The organism is Staphylococcus sp. GW821-FHT11H10, assembly GCF_058807855.1.
Genome location: NZ_JBXARC010000006.1, coordinates 14439 through 38121 on the forward strand (window position 1 = coordinate 14439; position 23683 = coordinate 38121).

25 protein-coding genes and 1 other RNA gene are annotated in these 23683 nt (G+C 33.3%); 9 read left to right on the forward strand and 17 right to left on the reverse strand.

Features of this window, described 5'->3' with window-relative positions:
* The first annotated feature begins 93 nt into the window (after positions 1 to 93).
* The 5 genes from AC1RRU_RS04915 (at position 94) to AC1RRU_RS04935 (ending at position 2901) form a co-directional block, all read left to right on the forward strand.
* Positions 94 to 840: a poly-gamma-glutamate hydrolase family protein gene (locus tag AC1RRU_RS04915; protein ID WP_016931005.1), complete on the forward strand. Its 747-nt coding sequence runs from the start codon at positions 94 to 96 to the stop codon at positions 838 to 840.
* A 75-nt stretch (positions 841 to 915) separates the two neighbouring features.
* On the forward strand, positions 916 to 1203 hold the full coding sequence (locus AC1RRU_RS04920; RefSeq protein ID WP_016931004.1) for a hypothetical protein: 288 nt from the start codon (positions 916 to 918) through the stop codon (positions 1201 to 1203).
* Between the two features lie 239 nt (positions 1204 to 1442).
* Entirely contained in the window at positions 1443 to 1667 is a 225-nt protein-coding gene (locus AC1RRU_RS04925; RefSeq protein ID WP_016931003.1) for a hypothetical protein, read from the forward strand.
* A gap of 127 nt (positions 1668 to 1794) precedes the next feature.
* On the forward strand, positions 1795 to 2526 hold the full coding sequence (locus AC1RRU_RS04930; protein WP_016931002.1) for a hypothetical protein: 732 nt from the start codon (positions 1795 to 1797) through the stop codon (positions 2524 to 2526).
* A gap of 198 nt (positions 2527 to 2724) precedes the next feature.
* Positions 2725 to 2901 (forward strand): hypothetical protein, encoded by a 177-nt coding sequence (locus AC1RRU_RS04935; RefSeq protein WP_016931001.1) that lies wholly within the window; start codon positions 2725 to 2727, stop codon positions 2899 to 2901.
* A gap of 548 nt (positions 2902 to 3449) precedes the next feature.
* Here the strand turns inward: AC1RRU_RS04935 and ssrA are convergent.
* From ssrA to AC1RRU_RS04995, 12 genes are all read right to left on the reverse strand, one after another.
* Positions 3450 to 3811, reverse strand: a transfer-messenger RNA (tmRNA) gene (gene ssrA / locus AC1RRU_RS04940).
* A gap of 204 nt (positions 3812 to 4015) precedes the next feature.
* Entirely contained in the window at positions 4016 to 4486 is a 471-nt protein-coding gene (smpB, locus tag AC1RRU_RS04945) for an SsrA-binding protein SmpB (protein ID WP_011276368.1), read from the reverse strand.
* A 24-nt stretch (positions 4487 to 4510) separates the two neighbouring features.
* Entirely contained in the window at positions 4511 to 6889 is a 2379-nt protein-coding gene (gene rnr, locus AC1RRU_RS04950; protein ID WP_016931000.1) for a ribonuclease R, read from the reverse strand.
* Between the two features lie 42 nt (positions 6890 to 6931).
* Entirely contained in the window at positions 6932 to 7672 is a 741-nt protein-coding gene (locus AC1RRU_RS04955; protein ID WP_016930999.1) for an alpha/beta hydrolase, read from the reverse strand.
* A 223-nt stretch (positions 7673 to 7895) separates the two neighbouring features.
* Positions 7896 to 8129 (reverse strand): preprotein translocase subunit SecG, encoded by a 234-nt coding sequence (gene secG / locus AC1RRU_RS04960; protein WP_011276371.1) that lies wholly within the window; start codon positions 8127 to 8129, stop codon positions 7896 to 7898.
* A gap of 67 nt (positions 8130 to 8196) precedes the next feature.
* A complete protein-coding gene (locus tag AC1RRU_RS04965) occupies positions 8197 to 8667 on the reverse strand; it encodes a hypothetical protein (protein ID WP_016930998.1) in 471 nt (156 codons plus the stop codon).
* A 266-nt stretch (positions 8668 to 8933) separates the two neighbouring features.
* A complete protein-coding gene (gene eno / locus AC1RRU_RS04970) occupies positions 8934 to 10238 on the reverse strand; it encodes a surface-displayed alpha-enolase (RefSeq protein ID WP_493196460.1) in 1305 nt (434 codons plus the stop codon).
* Positions 10239 to 10392: 154 nt separating this feature from the next.
* Complete coding sequence (gene gpmI, locus AC1RRU_RS04975; protein WP_016930997.1) at positions 10393 to 11910, reverse strand: 2,3-bisphosphoglycerate-independent phosphoglycerate mutase; 1518 nt, start codon at positions 11908 to 11910, stop codon at positions 10393 to 10395.
* Positions 11911 to 11912: 2 nt separating this feature from the next.
* A complete protein-coding gene (tpiA, locus tag AC1RRU_RS04980; protein ID WP_011276375.1) occupies positions 11913 to 12674 on the reverse strand; it encodes a triose-phosphate isomerase in 762 nt (253 codons plus the stop codon).
* A 127-nt stretch (positions 12675 to 12801) separates the two neighbouring features.
* A complete protein-coding gene (locus AC1RRU_RS04985; protein WP_016930996.1) occupies positions 12802 to 13992 on the reverse strand; it encodes a phosphoglycerate kinase in 1191 nt (396 codons plus the stop codon).
* 163 nt (positions 13993 to 14155) lie between these two features.
* Positions 14156 to 15163, reverse strand: coding sequence for a type I glyceraldehyde-3-phosphate dehydrogenase (gene gap / locus AC1RRU_RS04990; RefSeq protein ID WP_011276377.1), 1008 nt, complete (start codon positions 15161 to 15163; stop codon positions 14156 to 14158).
* Between the two features lie 51 nt (positions 15164 to 15214).
* Positions 15215 to 16228, reverse strand: coding sequence for a sugar-binding transcriptional regulator (locus tag AC1RRU_RS04995; protein ID WP_016930995.1), 1014 nt, complete (start codon positions 16226 to 16228; stop codon positions 15215 to 15217).
* A 337-nt stretch (positions 16229 to 16565) separates the two neighbouring features.
* On the opposite strand from AC1RRU_RS04995, the gene AC1RRU_RS05000 reads away from it, so the two are divergent.
* Positions 16566 to 16775 carry a hypothetical protein gene (locus tag AC1RRU_RS05000; RefSeq protein WP_016930994.1) on the forward strand — a complete coding sequence of 70 codons (210 nt, stop codon included), beginning with the start codon at positions 16566 to 16568 and terminating at the stop codon, positions 16773 to 16775.
* A gap of 66 nt (positions 16776 to 16841) precedes the next feature.
* Here the strand turns inward: AC1RRU_RS05000 and AC1RRU_RS05005 are convergent, their stop codons facing one another.
* Complete coding sequence (locus AC1RRU_RS05005; protein WP_016930993.1) at positions 16842 to 17591, reverse strand: DUF4887 domain-containing protein; 750 nt, start codon at positions 17589 to 17591, stop codon at positions 16842 to 16844.
* A gap of 207 nt (positions 17592 to 17798) precedes the next feature.
* Between AC1RRU_RS05005 and AC1RRU_RS05010 the strand changes: the two genes are divergently transcribed.
* The 3 genes from AC1RRU_RS05010 (at position 17799) to AC1RRU_RS05020 (ending at position 19391) form a co-directional block, all read left to right on the forward strand.
* Entirely contained in the window at positions 17799 to 17978 is a 180-nt protein-coding gene (locus AC1RRU_RS05010) for a hypothetical protein (protein WP_016930992.1), read from the forward strand.
* A 305-nt stretch (positions 17979 to 18283) separates the two neighbouring features.
* Positions 18284 to 19183, forward strand: a complete 900-nt coding sequence (locus AC1RRU_RS05015) for a TIGR01777 family oxidoreductase (protein ID WP_016930991.1) — start codon at positions 18284 to 18286, stop codon at positions 19181 to 19183.
* Between the two features lie 22 nt (positions 19184 to 19205).
* Positions 19206 to 19391 carry a hypothetical protein gene (locus AC1RRU_RS05020; RefSeq protein WP_076684465.1) on the forward strand — a complete coding sequence of 62 codons (186 nt, stop codon included), beginning with the start codon at positions 19206 to 19208 and terminating at the stop codon, positions 19389 to 19391.
* Between the two features lie 68 nt (positions 19392 to 19459).
* Here the strand turns inward: AC1RRU_RS05020 and clpP are convergent, their stop codons facing one another.
* The 4 genes from clpP to rapZ all read right to left on the reverse strand — a co-directional run bounded on the left by clpP (position 19460) and on the right by rapZ (position 23649).
* The gene (gene clpP, locus AC1RRU_RS05025; protein ID WP_016930989.1) at positions 19460 to 20047 is read right to left on the reverse strand and encodes an ATP-dependent Clp endopeptidase proteolytic subunit ClpP; all 588 of its coding nucleotides are present in this window, start codon (positions 20045 to 20047) and stop codon (positions 19460 to 19462) included.
* Between the two features lie 628 nt (positions 20048 to 20675).
* Entirely contained in the window at positions 20676 to 21620 is a 945-nt protein-coding gene (gene whiA / locus AC1RRU_RS05030; protein ID WP_016930988.1) for a DNA-binding protein WhiA, read from the reverse strand.
* Positions 21621 to 21751: 131 nt separating this feature from the next.
* Positions 21752 to 22738 carry a gluconeogenesis factor YvcK family protein gene (locus AC1RRU_RS05035; RefSeq protein WP_016930987.1) on the reverse strand — a complete coding sequence of 329 codons (987 nt, stop codon included), beginning with the start codon at positions 22736 to 22738 and terminating at the stop codon, positions 21752 to 21754.
* A complete protein-coding gene (gene rapZ, locus AC1RRU_RS05040) occupies positions 22735 to 23649 on the reverse strand; it encodes an RNase adapter RapZ (protein ID WP_011276388.1) in 915 nt (304 codons plus the stop codon). Before rapZ ends, AC1RRU_RS05035 begins: the two co-directional genes overlap by 4 nt.
* Between the last annotated feature and the right edge of the window lie 34 nt (positions 23650 to 23683).

Below are 23683 nucleotides of genomic sequence, written 5' to 3' on the forward strand. Positions count from 1 at the left end.
TAAACAATATTTGAGGTTATCAGTAATATAATTTATAATATAAAAGTTAAATTACACATTTTTATTATTAAAATCAATATAAAGGAAGGTCATATGAGAAAAAGAAAAAACTGGTATTCTAAATTATATTATATTTTTATTTCTGTCTTAATTATTACTATTATAGCTATTGCATTTATACTTTATAAAACACGTGAAGATAAACAAAATCGTTCATTAGATTATTATTCAAATTTCGAAGAGCTAAAAGAAAACACAACAGAAGGTAAAGATTGGCGTATTAAAACGAAAAATCGTAAAGATAATCACATGCTTGTCACAGCGATACATGGCGGAGGTATTGAACCAGGTACAACTGAACTTGCACGTCGTGTGGCCAATATAGGTGAATATGATTTTTACACATTCGAAGGATTAATGCCAAAGCATAACGAACGCTTGCATATCACTTCAACTGTGTTTGATGAACCGACACTATTAAAAATGTTAGACCACTCAGATGAGACAATATCCATTCATGGCTATTCTGGTGAAGACCCTATTGTTTACGTTGGCGGTAAGGATAAAAAATTAGCGAAATCTATCACAAAATCATTAAAAAATAGAGGTTTCACTGTTCAAAAGAGCCCTAAAGGTATTGAAGCGACATCATCATCTAATATTATTAATAGAAGTGATAATGATTCAGGCGTTCAACTTGAATTAACTACTGGACAAAGAGCATTATTCTTTAAGGATAAACAATTAGATCAAAATACAAGAAAGAACCCAGACAATTACACACATACATTTTACAAATTCGCTAAAGCAGTTAATAAAGGCATTGAAGATGCACAGTAGTTTATTAACCTCTACACTACGTTTTCAATCATATTTAATTTGGGTATAACGTATTATAGTGAGGGGGAACATGTCATGTTAGATTCATTAACTCAAGAACAAAAATATACGATAGCTAAATTTTATAAATTATACATGGAACGTTCTAATGAAGGGCAATCTGAAAGTGAAGCGAATTATTTTGGAGATAGTATAAAAGCACAAGATGATTATTTCTGTGATCGTGAATACGATGATTTTTTAGAGAATTGTAAAGTTCTAATCGATCATGGTTATCTTGAAGGACAACTTACAGCAGATAGAATTGATGACATTAGCGTTACTAACAAAGCTTTTACAGAAATAGAGCAAAGTTTTAAATAGTTAAACTACTGGGCCTAGGGCATAAGTAAAATAATGATGCTATTTTGCAATTTCGTAGTAGCTGATTGAACTGAAAAGGTGCTTAAATTATGCTTTTTCATTTCAAGTCATCCTTGCGGGCGGAGCCCCAACAAAGAGAATTTCCCTAAGAAATTCTACAAGCGAACCAAGCTGGAAGTGGAACGAATTAAAAAATTCTGTCCTACTTCCAGTTTTATTTTTACGAAAAAGGTGAATATATGACTAACTGGAAAATAGATAATCAATCACAAAGACATTTGATGATTCAAGAACATGCGAATGAAATATCTATTGTTGAACCTTATCATAATGGATCTTTCAAAATATTAGCTGAAATTAACTTAAATCAAACATCAAACGAAGCACAACTTAACGATGAAAACTTATATGTATCTGTAAGTAAAGAGCATAAAGAGATTAGCATTTTCGATAAGGTGAAATAGCTTGATTAATTATACGTTTACACTACTGTTTTTAAATAGTAATTAGATGTTAACTACAAGGTAATATGTATTATATTATATGTGTAGTACAATACAATTAATGATGTAAATTTAATGGAGGTAGCGTATGGAGAAACTGTTGTTCTATACAGGCACGGTATTACTAATTATTGCGATTATATTAATCTTGTTCGCTATTGTGGCAGTATTTAAAAATAAGAATTATTTTAAATATTTTGCGATGGCTATTACGATTATTCTACTAAGTATACTTGCTTTAGGCATTCATAAAATGATTGAAAGTAATAATCCATCTAAAAATCAAGCAACTCAATCTAAAGATAAGCAATCTAAAGAGGATAAATCATCTAAAGATAAAAAGAAAAAAGACAAAAAAATGGACGACAAAGATGATAATAATGTTACTCAAGAAGAACAAAATCGTTCTGAAGAAACATCAACTAATGAAGAATTAAATACTCAAGAACAACAAAGCTCACAACAAGAGCAACCAACAACTGAAGAATCAAATAACGAAGCACCTTCTACTCAACAAGATACTACACAAGATAATACTGTAAACAATCAAAATAATACTTCTTCTAATAATAATCAAAATGCGAATCAAGCAAACGACACAAATCAAAACTATAATCAAAGTAATAGAAATAGTAATGACAATGATGATAATAGCGGTTCAAACGGAAATATTTCTACAGAGGATAGTTCAAGTACTGATAATCAGTCTAATGAAAATCAAACACAGACATATTCAGAAAATAGCTCCGCTGAACAATCTGACAATGGCGAAGAAGCAACTGAGACTAATACAGATGAATCAAATAATAGTGCAAACTAATTAGTATAATCAATATATAAATTAATTAATACAATTACTTTTACCGGGATAATCAACTTTTCGACTTATCCCGGTATTTTTTAATTTAAATTATCAAATATTATTAACTGTTGAATTTTTAGAAAAGTGTGACATACTTATAGTAATAATATTTATATCAATTAGATATTAAATATAATTAAATAAAGGGTGACACTTATGAAGAAAGTAGCTTTTGTACTACTCTCAAGTTTTTTACTATTAGGGGCATGTGGTAACAATGATGATTCAGTAGATAATGTTAAGAAAAGTACTCACAAAAAAGACAACCCTAAGGTTCACAAAGATAAAGGCGAATCAGATCGTACAGATGGTAAAAAAATCAACGATAACTAATAGCAAAACAAGCATTTACATGCTTCTTTAATTGAAACGTAAATGCTTGTTTTTTCTATCAATATTACTGACGCAACAAATTTATTAATCCACCTTCTGTCACTTATTATAATAAATATTTAACGAATCCAAATACTTTTCTATCTAAACCATTACTTGTATAAAAAGAATGAGCATTTTTTCTTTCTTCCTTTATACCACTATTCAGGGTAAGTACTTTACATCCCAATGTACATACTAAACTCTCTCCTTTATTAAGTAAAAAATGAGCCGTAACCTTTTTTCAATAATTAGAATTAATGACAAATGCTAAAACCCTCATATATTCTCCACTTTAAAAAAAACAACATTTTACACATACCACTTAAGCCATTAATTTTATTATCTTTCAACTATAATAACAAATAATAATCATCGCGTTGATTTAAATTTTTCAGTCTATCTTTTAATTCCTATTTATTATAGAGCCATTTTTTGTATGGCAATTTTGGGGCAATACTGTGGCAACAAAAACAAAAAACCCACAACCACATGGGTTGCAGGCTATATAATGGAGACGGCGGGATTCGAACCCGCGTCCAGAGGTCCTGATACACATCTTTCTACGTGTGTAGTCTATTGATGAATTTCGCATAATAGTAAGCAACAGACAACCAGTATTATGCTAGTTTGATTAAATTTCATCTAAACAGACTTCAAACGGCAGTGTTTAGCATATCCTACTAGGGTTGAATCGCGTTAACAGCACGTAGGAGATGCTGTTAGGCGATGCAGAGTGCTATTACGCAGCTACTGCGAAATTATTGTTTGATTTGTCAGTTATATTTACTGAAATGTGTTGATGTCGGAGACAACCCTCCGACACGCTTAATGTGCTCGAGGGACCCCTGTCGAATCCAAAAACGCCCCCGTAATAAAATTTATAAATCATTACAATACGTAGTGACTGACTGAACTAAGAAAGCAATATAAAGCAATTCTTAGTTCTAGTCATTCATACTAAAGTGAAATAACACAATCGAAAGAATCCTACTTCACTCTCTATCTAACGTATTTTTTTATTCACAACATCAGTTATCATACCAAATAGCACCAGATTAAGCAACAAACACGCTTAATAACGGTCTTTGATTGCACGATCAACATCACGTTTCATTGCTTTATCTTTTAAAGCTTGACGTTTATCATGTATTTTCTTACCACGTGCTACGCCTAATAAGACTTTACATTGACCATGTTTTAAATAAAGTTTTAATGGAATAAGTGAATAGCCAATTTCTCTCGTACGTTCGCCAAGTTTAATAATTTCCTTCTTATGAAGTAATAACTTTCTAGAACGTAAAGGGTCATGATTGAAACGGTTACCTTCCTCATAAGGTGCAATGTGCATATTATTAATGAACATCTCGCCACGTTTAACTTGCGCATAGCTATCTTTCAAATTGGCACTACCACGACGAATAGATTTAATCTCTGTTCCCTTTAAAGCAATACCCGCTTCAATTGTATCTTCAATATTATAATCATGTCTGGCTTTACGGTTTTCAGCTAGTGTACCGGGTGATTTCGTTTTCTTCTTAGCCATTAATCTGTGTCACCTCTTTGCTGATTATTTTTTCTTACGACGTGATTTTTTCTTCACACTTTTATCTTTATAGAATGGTTTGTGATTCGTTTTACCTTGTTTATCACGACTACGTTGGTTTTTACCTTTTCGTTGCTTGCGTTTTTTCTTCTTGCCTTTATGATCATCATCTTTTGATTTATCTAAAGATTTGCCACGTGTTTTAGCTTGAATCGTTTTACCTCTCGATGGTCGTTGACTCCGATCATTTTTTGGCAATGGCATACCAACAATTTGGAAATCAATCATTCGTTCATCTACATCGACATGTGTGACTTTCACTGTAACTTGATTGCCAATACGGAATACTTTTGCTTGGCGCTCACCAATAAGTGCCATTTGGCGTTCATCAAATTGATAATAATCATCTGTCATATTTGAAATATGAACCATACCTTCAATTGTGTTAGGTAGTTCGATAAACATACCGAAATTTGCAACAGAGCTTACAATACCTTCAAATTCATCACCGATATGTTGAATCATATACTCAGCTTTTTTCAATTCATCAGTATCTCGTTCTGCTTCAATTGCACGACGTTCACGTTGAGACGTGTGCTCAGCTAATTCAGGTAATTTATCTTCCCATTTGTGTAATTCTTTGTTATTCATTGAATTATCGATGAGATATTTTCGAATTAAACGATGAACTGTTAAGTCCGGATAACGTCTAATAGGTGATGTAAAATGTGTATAGTATTCCGCTGATAAACCGAAGTGACCTAAGTTTGTATCATCATAATGTGCTTGTTGCATTGAACGTAACATCATTGTTGAGATAACCATTTGTTCAGAACGACCTTCAACTTCTTCTTGGATAGATTGTAATGTTGAAGGATGAATATCTTCACCTGTACCTTTAATCATAATTCCAAAGTTTGTAATAAAGTCGAAGAACTGTCTTAATCGATCTGATTTAGGTTGTTCGTGAACACGGTAAATGAAAGGAACTTCAAGTTTATTGAAATGTTCTGCAACCGTTTCGTTAGCAGCTAGCATAAATGATTCAATTAAACGTTCACCTTCGCCTCGCTCACGTAAAACCACATCAGTTGGTAAGCCTTCGTTATTCACTAACACTTTAGCTTCACTAATATCAAAGTCAATTTCACCACGACGTTTACGCATTTGGATTAAACGATTTGATAAATCTTGTGCTAAATCAAGCATTGGTGTAATTTCTTGATATTGCTTACGTACGTCATGGTCCTTTTCAGTTATAATTTGATTAACCGCATCATATGTCATTCTGTAATTAGAATGGATTACACTATCAAAAATGTCATGATTAACCACTTCGCCTCGTTCATTGATTTCCATGCGACAACTTAGTGTTAAGCGATCGACTTCTGGGTTCAATGAACAAATACCGTTACTTAAACGGTGTGGAATCATTGGAATAACACGGTCTACTAAATAAACACTTGTCGCTCTATCGTAAGCTTCTTTATCAAGTTCTGAGTCTTCTTTAACATAGTAGCTAACATCCGCAATACTTACAGTTAATTCAGTGTGACCATTTTTTAATTTTTTTACACTAATAGCATCGTCTAAGTCTTTTGCGTCTGCACCATCAATGGTAATCGTTAACTCGTCACGCAAGTCTGTACGACCTTTAATTTCATCAAGCTTAATCTCTTCAGGAACCGCTTCGGCTTCTTTCAATACATTATCAGGGAATTCGATTTCGATACCGTGTTGATAAATGATTGATAAGATATCTACTCCTGGGTCATTTTTATGGCCTAGAATCGCAGATATATGTCCTTCAGGATTATCTGTACCATCTGCATACTTCGTAATTTGAACGAGTACTTTATGACCATCTACCGCACCAAGACTTTGACCTTTCGGTATGAAAATGTCTTGCATAATACGTTTATCATCTGGGATAACAAAACCAAAATGTTTCGCTTCACTATAGGTACCGACTACTTGAGTGACAGAATGTTTCTCGATTGATTTAACTTCGCCTTCAATTTTACCTTTATGCTCACCTTTAGAATTCTGTATTTCTACAATAACTATATCACCATCTAATGCACGATTAATCTTAGTTGGTGGAATAAAGATATCATCCATATCTTCTTGTTCAGGACGTAGGAATGCAAAGCCCTTCTTATTTTGACTTAACGTCCCTTTAATCAACTTAGAATTCGAACTTTTATGCGATTGTTTGCGTTGGTATCTATCTGTTTTAGTTCGTTCAACTAAACCTGCTTGTTCAAGTTCTACTAGCACCTTTATTAAATCTCTAAACGAGTCGGCACTATTAAGACCTAAAGCATCTTGAAAATCAGATACCGACATCGGTTCGTAATCAGGCTGCTTTATGATTTCTTCAATGGATTGCTTTAAATTCATCATGCCCCTCCTTTCTTCTTTCGTTTAATATTTTTAAATTTATTATTCAGACCAATCTAAAGATTCTAAGAAACTGTATACATCTTCGAATACTTGTTCTTTTTCTTTATCGATTGTAATGACATGTCCTGAATTTGCATACCATTTGATGTCTTTTTCATCTGAGTCGACATTCTCATATATATAATTTGCTGATTGAGGATTAATCATTTCATCATTTTCAGCTTGTACTACTAAAATTGGATCTAACACTTCATCGATTTCGTTTCTAACGTTATTTAATGTTTCGCTTAACTCTTTTAACGTTTCAGTAGGATGGAAGTCTTCCATTTCTTTATCAATCGTTGCTTGATCTTTGCCTTCATATTTTTTGAAGTTTCGTGCATATTCTAAAAAGCCTTTGTATATCGCACCTTGCGTTTTACCTTCAGCGGGTGCACACATAGTTACAATACCCTTTACAGAACGATTTAAGCTCAATTTCAATGCGAATACACCACCGAGAGATAAGCCTGCTACGGCAATTTCTTCATAGCCTTGATCCACTAAATAATCATAACCATCAAGCACATCTTTAAACCACACATGTGGGCTTGATTTTAGAATTTCTTCAGGTGATGCAGCATGCCCTTCGTATTGAGGCGCATAAGAAGTGTAACCTTTCTTCTGTAGGAATCTTCCTAATTGTCTTACGTCTGATGAATTACCTGTAAATCCATGTAGAAGCAAGACTGCTCGTTTCCCTTCCTCAAAGAAAAACGGTTGTGGTAATTTAATTTGCATTTAAAATCCCTCTTCCATCATTATCTCAAAATTATTCTTGCGTTATATTTTTAATTCAAATACAATGCTTCGTATTAATATTATATTTAACTAAGTATTCCCTTATTATCTCGGAAATATACATTATTTAAATCGGACCTTAGGTCTCCTGACTAAATATCAATGACGTCGTCCGTCACTATTCATTATAAATAAAAAAGCCCGACATTAACATCGTCGGACCTTATAAACCAAAGTAACTGATACCAATCATTATTAAAAAGAAAATGACTGCTAAAATAATTGTTAATCTATGCAAGAATAAATCGACGCCACGTTGTTTTTGTTTACCAAATAACTGTTCTGCGCCACCACTAATAGCACCTGAAAGTCCATTACTTTTACCTTCTTGGAGTAATACAACAGTGATTAATGCAATACAATCAATAATTAAGAGTACTATAAAAAGTGTATGCATGAAAATTGTCCTCCATTCATTATATACGTTCCGAATTATATCATATACTAGTCTTTATAATCAATGACTATCGATTAAAAGTACTCTTACGAATGATTGAAATAACTAGCATGTATAATGCTAATACTGTAGAGCCCACAATTACGATTATAATAGGAATAATAAACAACACTGATTTAGCTGTTATTATCGCATTTATAACCATAGTTACGTTTACTAATGTAAATAATACATTTGAAACATAGACTGCAAACATAAACCACCACAGATATTTATGTCGATTCCATAATGCAATGACACCTGCTAAATATGCCAAAATATACATAATGCCAGTATATCTAAAGCTATTTAATATATTAGCTACTGCACTATCACTTGCTTTCTGTCCTGCCTGTGATAATAGTGTCTTAGCAGTTAACGTATCTAGTGCAATAAAGTTATGGATGATCAATAAAATACATAAAATTAAAGAACTGTAGCCTATTAATTTACCTGCATTGCGTTCTCTTTGACTAGGTTGATTAAGTTGATTCTCCATCTTTATTTCTCCTTCTTTTATATACATAACTATTATATCAGTTTGTATACCTAAATTAAATCTGTTCCATGTTCGTTAAAAATCATTAGTAGGTTAGATATATGTGATAAAAGTTGCATTAATGATTTTGTCATTATGATTTTACAATTTAGTTAATCACTTACATTGTTTAATAATTTAAAAAACCTGCCACAGTCTCAACTCTGTGACAGGTAATACATAAGCGTGAACTCTATTATTGTTTTAAATAGGTTAAATTATTAGACTTATTTGTCTAAATTGTAGAATGATTTGATACCATCGAATTTAGCAGTTTCAAATAATTCATCTTCAATACGTAATAATTGATTGTATTTAGCAATACGGTCAGTTCTTGATAATGAACCAGTTTTAATTTGACCAGCATTAGTAGCTACTGCTATATCAGAGATTGTAGTATCTTCTGTTTCACCTGAACGGTGAGAAACTACTGCAGTATGGCCAGCTTTTTGAGCCATTTCGATTGCTTCGAAAGTTTCTGTTAAAGTACCAATTTGGTTAACTTTGATTAAGATTGAGTTACCAATACCTTGTTCAATACCTCTAGAAAGGATTTCAGTGTTAGTTACGAATAAATCGTCACCTACTAATTGAACTTTATCTCCAATACGATCAGTTAATTGTTTCCAACCGTCCCAATCATTTTCATCCATACCATCTTCGATAGTGATGATTGGGTATTTACCAATTAATTCTTCTAAGTAGTCAACTTGTTCAGCTGCGCTACGTTTCGCACCATGTTCACCTTCGAATTTAGTGTAATCATATACACCATTTTCGTAGAATTCAGATGAGGCACAGTCGAATCCTAAGAATACATCTTCGCCAGGTTTGTAACCTGCTTTTTCGATAGCTTTAATGATTGTTTCTACAGCATCTTCAGTACCTTCAAATTTAGGAGCGAAACCACCTTCGTCACCTACTGCTGTTTCTAAACCACGTTCACTTAAGATTGATTTTAAGTTATGGAAGATTTCAGCACCCCAACGTAATGCTTCTTTGAATGATTCTGCACCTGTTGGTAAAATCATGAATTCTTGGAATGCGATTGGTGCGTCTGAGTGAGAACCACCATTAACGATGTTCATCATAGGAACTGGTAATTGTTTACCGTTGAATCCACCTAAATATTTGTATAAAGGTTGACCTAATAAGTCTGCTGCTGCACGTGCAACTGCGATAGATACACCTAAAATAGCGTTTGCACCTAATTTACCTTTGTTAGGTGTACCGTCTAATTGAATCATCATTTTATCAATAGATACTTGATCTAATACTGAAAATTCACCTTCAACGATTTCTGGTGCAATAATTTCGTTAACATTTTCAACAGCTTTAGTAACACCTTTACCGCTATAACGTGATTTATCTCCATCACGTAATTCAACTGCTTCGTGTTCACCTGTAGAAGCACCTGATGGTACTAATGCACGACCGAAAGCACCGCTTTCAGTTAATACTTCAACTTCAACTGTTGGGTTACCACGTGAGTCTAAGACTTCGCGAGCATAAACATCTGTAATAATTGGCATGTGAAAAATCTCCTTTAATTTAGATTCTAAAGCTATTATAGCTTGATTTAATCTTTAAATAAAATATTTATATCAGATAAGGACTGAATCCCTAAAGTTTCAAATATCGTATTAGGGATTTCAATATTCTTACCATTTATAACTGGACTAATTTTTAGTGTTTAATAAGTGATTCACCAGTCATGTCTGATGGTTGATCTACATTTAATAAATCTAATAGTGTTGGTGCTAAATCTCCTAGACGACCAGTTTCACGTAATGTAACGCCTTCTTTAGTTACAATAACAGGAACCGGATTAGTCGTATGAGTAGTCATTGGTTGATCATCATCTGTTAATACTTCGTCAGAGTTACCATGGTCAGCTGTAATAATTGCATAACCATTCATGTCTAAGATTTTATCAACAACTTCACCTAAGCATTCATCCACTGCTTCAATTGCTTTGATAGTTGGTTCTAACATACCACTATGTCCAACCATATCAGGATTAGCAAAGTTTAAGATAATTAAATCTAAATCACCTTTATCTAACTCTTCTAATAACGCATCTTTAACTTCATACGCACTCATTTCTGGTTTTAAATCGTAAGTCGCTACTTTTGGTGAATCGATTAAACGACGACGCTCACCTTCAAATTCTTCATTACGTCCACCACTCATGAAGTACGTTACATGTGGATATTTTTCAGTTTCAGCAATACGTAATTGTTTTAAGTTATTATTTTGAGCAACTTCACCAATTGTATTTGTTAAATCCACTTTCTCGAAGACAACTTCAGCATCTACATTGTCATTATATTTAGTAAATGTTGCGTAGAATAAATCTTTAACTTGTTCTACTTTAAAGCCATCAAATGCTTTATTAGTAAATACTTCTGACAACTGAGCTGCTCTATCAGGGCGGAAATTGAAGAAGATAACTGCATCTCCATCATTGATGCCATTATTTTGACCTTCAACAATAAATGGCTCAACAAATTCATCTGTTAAATCATTAGCGTAGTTAGCTTCAACGCCTTCTTTTGCTGAAGCATAAGCAGGCCCTTCAAAGTTACGGATAGCATTATATGCTTTTTGTTCACGGTCCCAACGTTTATCACGGTCCATAGCGTAATAACGGCCAGAAATAGATGCGAACTCACCTACACCTAATGATTTAAATTTAGCTTCTGTGTCCTCAATGTATTTTAGTGCTGATTTTTGGTCTACGTCACGACCGTCTAAGAATGCATGTACATAAACTTTATCTAAACCTTTTTGTTTAGCAAGTTCTAACAATGCAAATAAATGTTGGTAATGACTGTGTACACCACCATCAGATAGTAATCCAAAGACATGTAATACAGAATCATGCTCATTAACATGTTGCACGGCGTTATTTAACACATCATTTTCAAAGAAATCGCCATCTGCGATTGATTTATTGATACGTGTCAAACTTTGGTAAACAATACGTCCTGCACCAATGTTCATATGACCAACTTCTGAGTTACCCATTTGGCCTTCTGGAAGACCTACGTCTAAACCACTTGCTTCAATTTGTGTAGTTGGGTATTTACTGTAATAGCGGTCAAAATTTGGTTTATGCGCTTGTTTTACAGCATTACCATGTTCACTTTCACGATTAGCGAAACCATCTAAAATGATTAAAGCTGTCGGTTGTTTAGCCATAATTATTTTGCACCTTCTAACAATTGTACGAAATCTTCAACTTTTAATGACGCGCCACCTACTAATGCACCATCAATGTCAGATTGAGCCATGTATTCTTTAACGTTGTTAGGTTTAACACTACCACCGTATTGAATACGTGTTGCATCAGCAACATCTTGACTAGCCACTTTCGCTACTGTTTTACGCACGTGAGCACACATTTCATTAGCATCATCAGAAGTAGCTGATTTACCAGTACCGATTGCCCAAATTGGTTCGTATGCAATAACAACTTCTTTAAGTTGCTCTTCTGATAAACCTTCTAATGCTTTTTCAACTTGATTGCTAACGATTTCATTAGCTTTGCCATTTTCGCGTTCTTCATCTGTTTCACCAACACAAATAATTGGTGTCATGCCATGATTAAATACCGCATGTGCTTTTTTATTCACATCTTCATCTGTTTCATGGAATAATTCACGACGTTCTGAGTGTCCAATAACTACGTATTTAACACCTAAGTCAGCTAATGCCACTGGAGAGGTTTCTCCTGTGAATGCACCATTATCTTCAAAATAAGTGTTTTGAGCACCAATTTTCAATCCTTTTGCTTTGCCATCATTCACTAATGAAATTAATGCATCTAATTGAATTGTTGGTGCACAAATTACTGATTCAACTTCTTTTTCATCAGGTAATGTTGGTAAATTATTAACGAAGTCTTTAGCTTCTTTAACTGTTTTGTTCATTTTCCAGTTACCAGCTATGATTGGTTTTCTCATTGATTACACTCCTATATATTTAAAATTGTAATTTTAGCGTTAAATAACTTTTTAAGACGTAAAGTCTTATTCTTTGTACATTTTCCCTTGAAAATACTTAGAAAAACGTACACCTTTTATAAAATGATTATTTATCATTAATTGCTTTAATTCCTGGTAATTCAATACCTTCTAGGTATTCTAATGATGCACCGCCACCAGTAGAAATATGTGTGAAGTCATCTTCAAAACCTAAAGAAATTGCAGCAGCTGCTGAGTCACCACCACCGATAATTGTAGTAGCGTCTTTTAAATTAGCAATGGCTTTACATACACCGATTGTACCTTGAGCAAAGTTACTAAATTCAAATACGCCCATAGGTCCATTCCATACTACTGTATGTGCACCTTCTAATTCTTTAGAGAATAATTCTACAGTTTTAGGGCCAACGTCCATTGCTTCTTGATCAGAAGGGATGTTATCAATTGATACTTCAGTAATTTCAGCGTCATTTGAAAATTCTTTCGCAACTTTCGCATCTACTGGTAACACAATTTGATCGCCGTTACTTTCAAGTAATTCTTTAGCAAAGTCGATTTTGTCTTCTTCTAGTAAAGATAAGCCAATTTCTTTGCCTTGTGCTTTTAAGAAGGTATACGCCATTCCACCACCAATAAGAATTTTATCAGCGATATTTACTAAGTTTTTAATAACACCAATTTTGTCAGATACTTTTGCTCCACCTAAAATTGCAACTACTGGTTTATGTGGGTCGTTAACAACACCACCGATAAATTTAATTTCTTTTTCCATTAAATAACCAGCCGCTGTTTCTAAATGCGTTGAAATACCAACATTAGAAGCATGTTCGCGGTGAGCTGTACCGAAAGCATCATTTACAAATACATCGCCTAGTGATGCCCAATATTTACCTAGTTCAGGGTCATTTTTAGATTCTTTTTTACCATCTAAATCTTCGAAACGTGTATTTTCAACTAATAGTACATCGCCTTCACTTAAGTTTTTGATAGCTGATTCTAATTTTTCACCACGTGTTTCAGGTACGAAAGTAACTTCTTTACCTAATTTTTCAGATAAAGCATCAGCAACAGGTTTTAATGTAAGACCTTCTTTATCACTTTCTTGTTTAACTTTTCCTAAGTGAGAAAATAGTACTAATTTACCACCTTGTTCGATGACATATTTAATTGTTGGTAAAGCCTGAACAATACGGTTATCATTTGTGATCTTACCGTCTTTTAAAGGTACATTGAAATCAGCACGTTCTAAAACAACTTTCCCTTTTAAATCTAAATCAGAAACAATTTTCTTTGCCATTATAATTTCCTCCTCTAAATAGGAATTACTAATATAAAAATAAGCGGAGAAGCGTTAGTGCTCCCCGCTTACTCATAAGCTAACTTATTTCAATAATTTGTACAAGTGTACTGTGAATAGTACATCCATACTGAGCACAAGTTTATTTAACTATGCTTCTAAATTATTTAGATAATTCTGCTAAATATTCTAAAGTACGAACTAATTGAGCCGTGTAAGACATTTCGTTGTCATACCAAGCTGCAACCTTAACTAATTGACGGTCACCAACAGACATTACACGAGTTTGAGTAGCATCGAATAATGAACCGTAAGTCATGCCAACTACGTCAGAAGAAACGATTTCGTCTTCAGTGTAACCAAATGATTCGTTTGAAGCGTTTTTCATTGCTTTGTTAACGTCTTCAACAGTAACATCTTTTTCTAATACAACTGTTACTTCAGTTAATGAACCTGTAGCAACTGGTACACGTTGAGCACCACCGTCTAATTTACCATCGATTTCAGGAATAACTTTACCGATTGCTTTTGCAGCACCTGTTGAGTTAGGTACGATGTTTTGAGCTGCTGCACGCGCACGACGTTTGTCACCTTTTTTATGTGGACCGTCTTGAGTCATTTGGTCACCAGTGTATGCGTGAATAGTTGTCATTAAACCTTCAACTAAACCAAATTCATCACTTAATACTTTAGCAACTGGTGCTAATGAGTTAGTAGTACATGATGCACCTGAAACAACTGTTTCTGAACCATCTAAGTCATTGTGGTTAGTGTTGAATACGATTGTTTTTACATCACCTTTAGCTGGTGCAGAGATTAATACTTTTTTAGCACCTGCATTGATGTGTGCTTCTGCTTTTTCTTTATCTGTATAGAAACCAGTACATTCTAATACTACGTCGATATCTAAATCGCCCCAAGGTAATTTGCTTGCATCTGGTTCTTCGTATGATTTAACTTCTTTACCATTTACGCGGAAACCACCATCAATAACTTCAACTTCTCCTGTGAAACGACCTTGCATAGTGTCATATTTTAATAAATGAGCTAACATTTCGTCGTCTGTTAAGTCGTTTACTGCAACTACTTCAATACCTTCTACGTCTTGAATTCTTCTAAATGCTAAACGACCAATTCTACCAAAACCATTAATTGCTACTTTTACTGCCATTATAATGGCCTCCTTTAAAATGATATTTAAAAAGCTTTAAACTTTTTATTACTAATTTAATATTACCTTTGCTGCTGCTTCATCAGTAATTAAAACTGTATTTTTAGGTGCAATACTTAAGTAAGCTTTAATTGCTTCACCTTTAGATTGTCCACCTGCAACAGCGAATATAAAATCTTTGGTTTCTAAATCTTCAAGTTGTAGTCCTATTGTCTTTACTTTGTAGACTACATTTCCTTGAGCGTCAAAATAGTAACCGAAAGCTTCTGCGACGGCTTGATGATGTTGAAGGTTTTCAATCACCTGTTCTGACGATTGTCTACGATACGCCATCTTCAGCGCATCACCAATACCGTGAATTGTTATATTTGCTTGTCTAATTTTATCTAATGTATGAACCACAGAGGGTTCCATCAGAAGTGTATTATACGTTGATTCACTTACATTATCTGGTACATAAAGTGTTGTATAATAACCACCTGTTTGTTGCGCCATGCTCGCTGAAATCGTGTTAGCTTGATAAATAACATTCTCACCAAGACCACCACGAGCTGGTACGAAAAATACATTAAATGGTAGAAGATGCATGGCTCGGCTTACATTTGCCATTGTTGAACCACCTGTTACTGAAACAATAGCGTCTTCATATAAGATGCTTTCTAATAATTGGCCAGCTTGTCTTCCCATTTCGGATTTAACATTCTCTTGAGCATCTGCATCACCAGGTATAACGTGAACTTCTTTAATACCAAAAGTTGACTTAATTTGATTAGCTAATTGATTATCATCAGTATAAATATTGAAATATTCGTTAAGCTGATTCAAAACTGACTTGCCTTCTTCAGTGATTTCCATTCCAGTCGATTTGACTTGAATTAAATCTTGCTTTTTCAACATATCAGTTTCAGATCTTAAGACACGTTCGGTAATATCCATGTGCTCACTTAAACTTCTTCTACCTACTGGTTGATTATTTGAGATAGTAGTTAAGATAGAAAAGCGTCGATACATTTTATCAATTAAATCAGGTATCAGCTTCTGTTGAATTTTAATCAAGTCCTTCACTACTACCTTCCTCCTTTATGTATAAAAGGTAACCAATAGCACAAACCCAGTTTGACTTATTGTGTCCCGCGCGGGACAAAATCTAACCTCTTTACACTTGCAATAGTACTATTGTGTTGTTGAAAATGCAAGAGAAAAACTCTAATATTTAAAATTATCTGTAAAATCCCCTAATTTAAGTAGTATTTCCCTTTTTGTAAAGTGCCACAAAATTTAATTAAACCCTTATTTTATAGTATTACCCTTTAAGTTTAGAAATTATTCTTTTGCAAAATACTTTCTTGTTTAAACTATTTTAATTTACAATATAAGAAATTCATTTAAGGAGGATGAAGAAATGGCTCGAGAAAATGATAATAATGTAGAAGTCATTGACCCTAAAGATCGTAGATATAAAGATGATAACTATTTTAATGGTAATGAACGTAACAACTATTCAATAAGATATCATTATGGTTGTGGTTGTCCATTTGGTTGCCTTTCTTCAATAATCATTTCTATTTTGCTTTCAATTATTTTTACCTTTTTACTCAATTGGATGTTTTAAAAAAGTAAAAAGTGAGACTTGAAACATGACTGTTTCAAAATCTCACTTTGATAACTACTAACTATATTATTCATTACTATTTGATGATTCTTGGCTTGACTGACTTTGACTAGACGTAGCACTTCGTTGTGAAGTTTGTCTTGTGGTTGATTGCTGCGTAGACGACTGAGTTGTTGATCGTTGTTGGGTCTGTTGTGATTGTTGTGTTTGCGGTGATTGTTGCGTTCTAGTTTGATTGCTTGTCTGGTTACTATTAGACTTATCCGTATTTGACTCACTAGAATTACTATCACTGCTATTATTACTGTTACTTTCTTGAGTTGCTTGTTCTTTAGTGCGAGTTTCTTTTGTTGTAGCTTCTTCTTTAGTTGTTTTCTCTTGTGTTTTTTCTTCCTTAGTCTGTGCTTCTTTGGTTCTTTGTTTCTCTTCTGTTGATGGTTGTTGTTTAGTTCTTTGTTGAGTTGAAGGTGTTGCTTGTTGTGTCTGACGTTGTTGGGTTTGAGCTGTTTGCTGCGTAACATTTTCTTGAGTCACATTCGAACTATCTTCACTTGTTTTTTTATCTTTATCTGACTTATCCTTTTTGTCTTTATCTTCTTTGTCTTTTTTATCATTTTTATCTTTGTGCTCTTCAGTTGATTGATTGTTTAAGCGTTCACTTGAACGATTTGAATGATCTACAAATGCAAAAATCGCAAATGCTAATCCGCTTAATAATAATAAAACGATAATCGTACTAATAAGTTTCGAAATGCCACTCATTTTTTTCTTTTCCGGTTCACCAAAGTCATCTCTATTTCTATTGTTCTTAGACATAAGTTACCTCACTTTAATATATTAAAATTGTCTAGTCCCCTAAATGTAGCATATAATTTTACAGTAATTCGCGCGGAAATGAAATAAAAAGGTTTAAGACATTAATTATAATGATACATAATCACTTATATATGATAACATCATAAGTAATTACAAACATCAATTATGCAAATTTAATTTTATTATAATGTGAAAGTGTGAGACATAATGAAAAAATTTGTTTCTGAAGATATATTTGAAGATGAAAATGTCCCTAAACATAATCTAAAATCTATGATGTTGAATAATGATGATTATGATGACAGTCATACATCTCAGTTTGACCTTATATTTTTATCAGTCATTTTCATTCCTCTAATCATATTATTCTTAATCTTTATTCATTAGTACTATAATAGATATACAAAGAGCCCACACGATTCTCGCATGGGCTTCTACTAAAGGGAGTCAAAATTGACCTTCGTTTATTTTGTGTAGTCTATGGGGTATACTCAGTTTACTCAAAGATATTGAAATCTACTATAGCGAAGGTACAAATTAATTATAACTTAACTTTAGATAATTTAAATCCTGTTTACAGCTTAGTAAATGACATATTATTGACTAATCATTGTACATTTTTTGAACAACAAAAGTTCAATGATGATAATAGAAAGGCTATCTTAATACTATAAATTAATAGAGGTGTAAATATGAAGCAATTCTTAATAACTGGCGGAACTGGAATGGTAGGAAGTCAATTAGTAAATGAATTAAAGAATCGCGATGTACATATTACAATACTAACTCGTAGTGATAAGCAAAGTGATGATCCAAAGATTTCTTATGTTAATTGGTCAAAAGACGGTTGGATGTCCCTAGTTCCAGATATAGATGTTGTTATTAATTTGGCTGGTGCAACTTTAAATAAACGCTGGACACCATCATATAAACAATTGATTATGACTAGTCGTATTCAGTCAACTCAAGCACTTGTCGATTTATTTAGCGACCGAGAACATAAACCTGAAGTGCTCTTTAATGCTAGTGCGATGGGTTATTATCCACCTAGTTTATATCATACTTATACAGAAAAATATCAAACACATCCGTTTGATTTTCTATCTGATGTGGTTTATCAGTGGGAACGTTTTGCTAAACGCTTTGAGTCATTTGGTACGCGAGTAATACTTGGCAGATTTAGCATGATTTTATCTGATGATGGAGGCGCCTTACAGACGATGAAGCTTCCTTATAAATTCTTCGTAGGTGGCAAATTAGGATCTGGATTCCAATGGTATTCATGGATTCACATTAATGACTTAGTACGCGCAATTCTATTCACAATCGATAATCCTAAAGCAAAAGGTCCATTCAATATGGCTGCACCAATTGCTGAACGCCAAAATTTATTTGGGTACACACTTGCGCGTGTCATGCATCGCCCTCACGAAACGTGGGTGCCATCATTCCTAATGCGATTAGCACTTGGTGAAATGTCTACGGTTGTTTTAGATACGCAAAAGGTATTACCAAATAAACTGGATGCGCTCGGTTTTACATTTAACTATCCTAATCTAAAAATTGCTTTCGAAGATTTAATAGATGCATAATAATTTAATTGGAGTTTTAAAAATGAATGACGAGAAATTAACTTATATTCTACTTATCATCGCAAGTCTATTTCTTATACTCAATGGTGTTTTCGCTTTCGAACATAATTTAATAATTATTTTAATGTCCATATCTTTCATTTTAATTGGCATTATTTTATTTATTATATCTATTCGACTGTTCCTAAAACATTCTTCAAACAATTAAAATAGTCATAAAAAAACGGGGAGTGTTAGTTTAAACACCCCCCATTTCTATGCCATGGTTAAATTTGATTATTTTTCTTCTGGTTGCATAACATTATCTATTAAACCATATTCTTTAGCTTCGTCAGCAGTTAAGAAGTTATCACGATCAGTATCTTTTTGAATTTTTTCAATACTTTGACCTGTACGTTCAGCTAAAATTTTGTTTAATTTTTCACGTGTTTTTAAAATGTGGTTAGCAGCAATTTCGATTTCAGTTGCTTGTCCTTGTGCACCACCTAATGGTTGGTGAATCATAACTTCAGCGTTTGGTAATGCAAAGCGTTTACCTTTTGCGCCAGCTGCTAATAGGAATGAACCCATTGATGCAGCCATACCGATACAAATTGTTTGTACATCTGGTTTAATATGTTGGATTGTATCATAAATTGCAAATCCAGCAGTGACACTACCACCTGGAGAATTAATATATAGATAGATGTCTTTCTCAGAGTCTTGAGCTTGTAAGAATAATAATTGTGATACAATTGAATTTGCTACATTATCATCAATTGCAGAACCTAACATAATAATACGGTCTTTCAATAAACGTGAATAAATATCGTATGCGCGTTCACCGCGATTTGTTGTTTCAATTACTGTAGGAATTAAATTCATTTATATTTCCTCCTTGTGATTAACTGTTAATTAGTATTTTACATCAAAAGTCAAAAATGGTCAAAATTTAAACTCATCTAGCACTAAGAAAAGTTGACCATATTTTAATAGATTTTGTACACTATAAACATACATTCAGATTGTACTTTTAAAATAACAATTAGTACAGAAATTTGTCTTTATCATTTAATATCTCCTCGTAGTGTAACGGATAGCACGTAAGATTCCGGTTCTTAAGATAGAGGTTCGACTCCTCTCGAGGAGGCTAATAGCTTTAATTATGCACATTTTAATTTCAAGAATGGAAGTGTGACAGAATTCTTTTTAAATTCGTCGTCCCTCTCTCAACTTGCTTTGCTTGTAGAATTTCTTAGTGAAATCCTCTTTGTTGGGGCCCCGCCCGCAAGGATTACTAGAACTGAGAAAAGCTTGATTTAAGCGGCTTCTGAGTTCAGACAGCTACTGCGAATTTGCAAAATAGTATCATCATATTATTTATGTCCCAGGCTCGTTCTTTTTTATTTGTCTTTTAATTAAAAACCAAAGAAAACTAAATTTCAGGGACTTTTCAGGGATCCAAGTCCCTAGTTCTAAAAAAAGAACTCGCCAATCCATGACGAGTTTATACTTATAATTCTATTTTTTCACCACTTCGAATTTTGTCTGCAAGTTCATTTAACTTTCTTAAACGGTGGTTGACTCCAGATTTAGATATCGGACCAGTCGATATCATTTCTCCTAGTTCTTTTAAAGAGATTTCTTGATGCTCAACTCGAAGTTTGGCAATCTCTCTTAAGCGATCAGGCAAATTATCTAATCCGATTTCCTGATTAATTAACTGAATACTTTCTACTTGTTTCATAGCGGCACTTACAGTCTTATTAAGGTTTGCAGTTTCACAATTTACTAAACGATTCACTGAATTTCTCATATCCCTAACAATTCGCACATCTTCAAACTTCAATAATGCTTGGTATCCACCTATTAAACTTAGAAAATCAGAAATTTTTTCAGCTTCTTTTAAGTAAGCAATACTACCCTTTTTTCGTTCTAAATGTTTAGCATTTAATCCATAACTATTCATTAATTTAGTTAAACCTTCAGAATGATTCTCATATTGAGAAAATATTTCTAAATGGTAGGATGATGTCTCTGGATTATTTACAGATCCTCCAGCTAAAAATGCGCCTCTTAAATAACTTCTACGCATTTCATCATCTTTAATCATGCTAGCATCAATATCGTGAACAAAAGTACCATTCTTTAATATACCAAGTTCATCTAGAATTTCTTTAGCTCGCACTTTTGTACGACAAATATAAATATTATTTTTCTTTAATTTCATTTTTTTACGAACTAGAATTTCCACTTCTACATTAAATATGCGTTTAATTAATGAATAAATTCTTCTAGCGGTCGTAGCATTCTCTGTTTGAACATTAATTACGAATTGTTGATTAGATAGGCTAAGTGCACCGTTCATACGAATTAATGCGCTAAGCTCTGCTTTGGCATTGCTTTCATCAACATCAATGCGTGTTAATTCATTCTTCATATCTGATGCAAAACTCATCACATTTCCCCCTCTAATCAATTATATATATACATGTAACTAACATCCTATATAGTTGCACTATATTACGCGAATACATTAATAAACATACGCCCTATATCATACCATAGTTATACAGATGATTAGAAGTGTTATTTTTTAGGTCTAAATTGAATCGTACTTGTCATTTCAAGTGCTAAATCATAGATCAATCTTGCTAAAACTTTAGTATTGTGACGTACTAAATGATCATCTAATATTTCGACTAAATTAGATGACGTAATCATTCTAATATTATGATCTGTAATTTTATGTTCATCCATAACAACCGGTTTAGCATTACGCTCTCTATAACGTTCTAACACTTTATCATCGTATTTATCATTACTACAGATGACATAATCAATAAAATCACTTCCAGCATGTTTATGTATCGCTTGAATATGGTCCATAACATCGTAATCTGATGTTTCTCCCGGTTGAGTCATAACATTAGATATGTATAATTTAGGTGCTTTAGAACGTAAAATAGCTTCTGACATACCTTTAACACATAAATTCGAAATAACACTTGTGTATAGTGATCCAGGTCCAAGCACGATTAAATCTGCATCTTCTAATGCGTCAATTGCTTCTTCCATAGGTTCAACATTTTCAGGTTCTAAAAAAACACGATCAATACATTTGTTTTTCTTTGGTATTTGAGATTCTCCTCGTACAATTTCTCCGTCTTCTAACACTGCGTTTAGCATAACATTAGTATTCGTTGAAGGAATCACTTTACCTTTAATATTTAAAATCTTACTTAATTCTTTAACTGCATGACCGAAGTCATTCTTTATATTTGTTAAGGCTGCTAGTAATAAATTACCTAGTGAGTGTCCTTCGATTTGATTTTCTTTAAATCGATATTGAAATAATTCTTCTATGACCGGTTCAGCATCGCTTAGTGCTGCGATAACATTTCTAATATCACCTGGAGCAGGTATATCCATCTCACTACGTATTTTACCAGTACTGCCACCATCATCAGCTACAGTAACGATGGCCGTTATATCAATGGGGTACTCTCTCAGCCCCCTCGCCAATACTGATAGGCCTGTTCCACCGCCTATGAGTACAATCTTTAATTGTTTCATTTTCTCACGCCACTTTCGATATGTGCATCTCTGTGATGAACATAGACATTATAATCAAATATTTCTGTTAATTCTTCACCAATGCGTTTAGCTAACGCAACAGAGCGATGTTGACCTCCTGTACAACCTATTGCAATTACTAATTGTGATTTACCCTCTTTTTTATAACCTGGTATCATAAATTTCAGTAAATCCATTAATTTTTCGAAAAATATTTCAGTTTCTTTCCATTTCATAACATAATGGTAAACTGGTTCATCTTCTCCTGTCATCGGTCTTAAGTCTTCAACATAATAAGGATTTGGGAGGAAACGGACATCAAATACTAAATCTGCGTCTTTTTGTATACCGTGTTTAAAGCCGAAACTTGATACATTGATACTAAAGGATTTAAAATTCTCATCTTCAAATTTTTCTTTCACTCTAGCTTTAAGTTCTTTCGTCGTCAATTGAGTTGTATCTACAATATAATTAGCGATTGTACGAATATTGCTAAGCAATTGCTTTTCTTCTAAGATTGAATCCATCAAAGACATTTGTCCATTTTCATTTAAAGGGTGAGCTCGTCTAGATTCTTTGTATCTAGAAATTAGTTTTTCTGTTTCCGCCTCTAAAAACATGACATCTACAATTACATCGTTTCTACTTTTGATTGCATCAATTTCTTCTACTAATGATTTAAATAATTCTTTACCTCTTAAATCTATAGCAATAGCTACTTTTTGCAAAGAAGGATTACCTTGTTCCATTAATTCTACAAATTTAGGGAGTAAAATAGGTGGTAGATTATCAACACAGAAGTAACCAATATCTTCTAAACATTGTATGACCACTGATTTACCCGCACCGGATAGACCTGTTACTACTAATAGTTCACTTTTACTCATTTCATTTTCTTTATGGTTCGTCATTTTGACACCGCCTAGTTAATCTTTTTAATATATA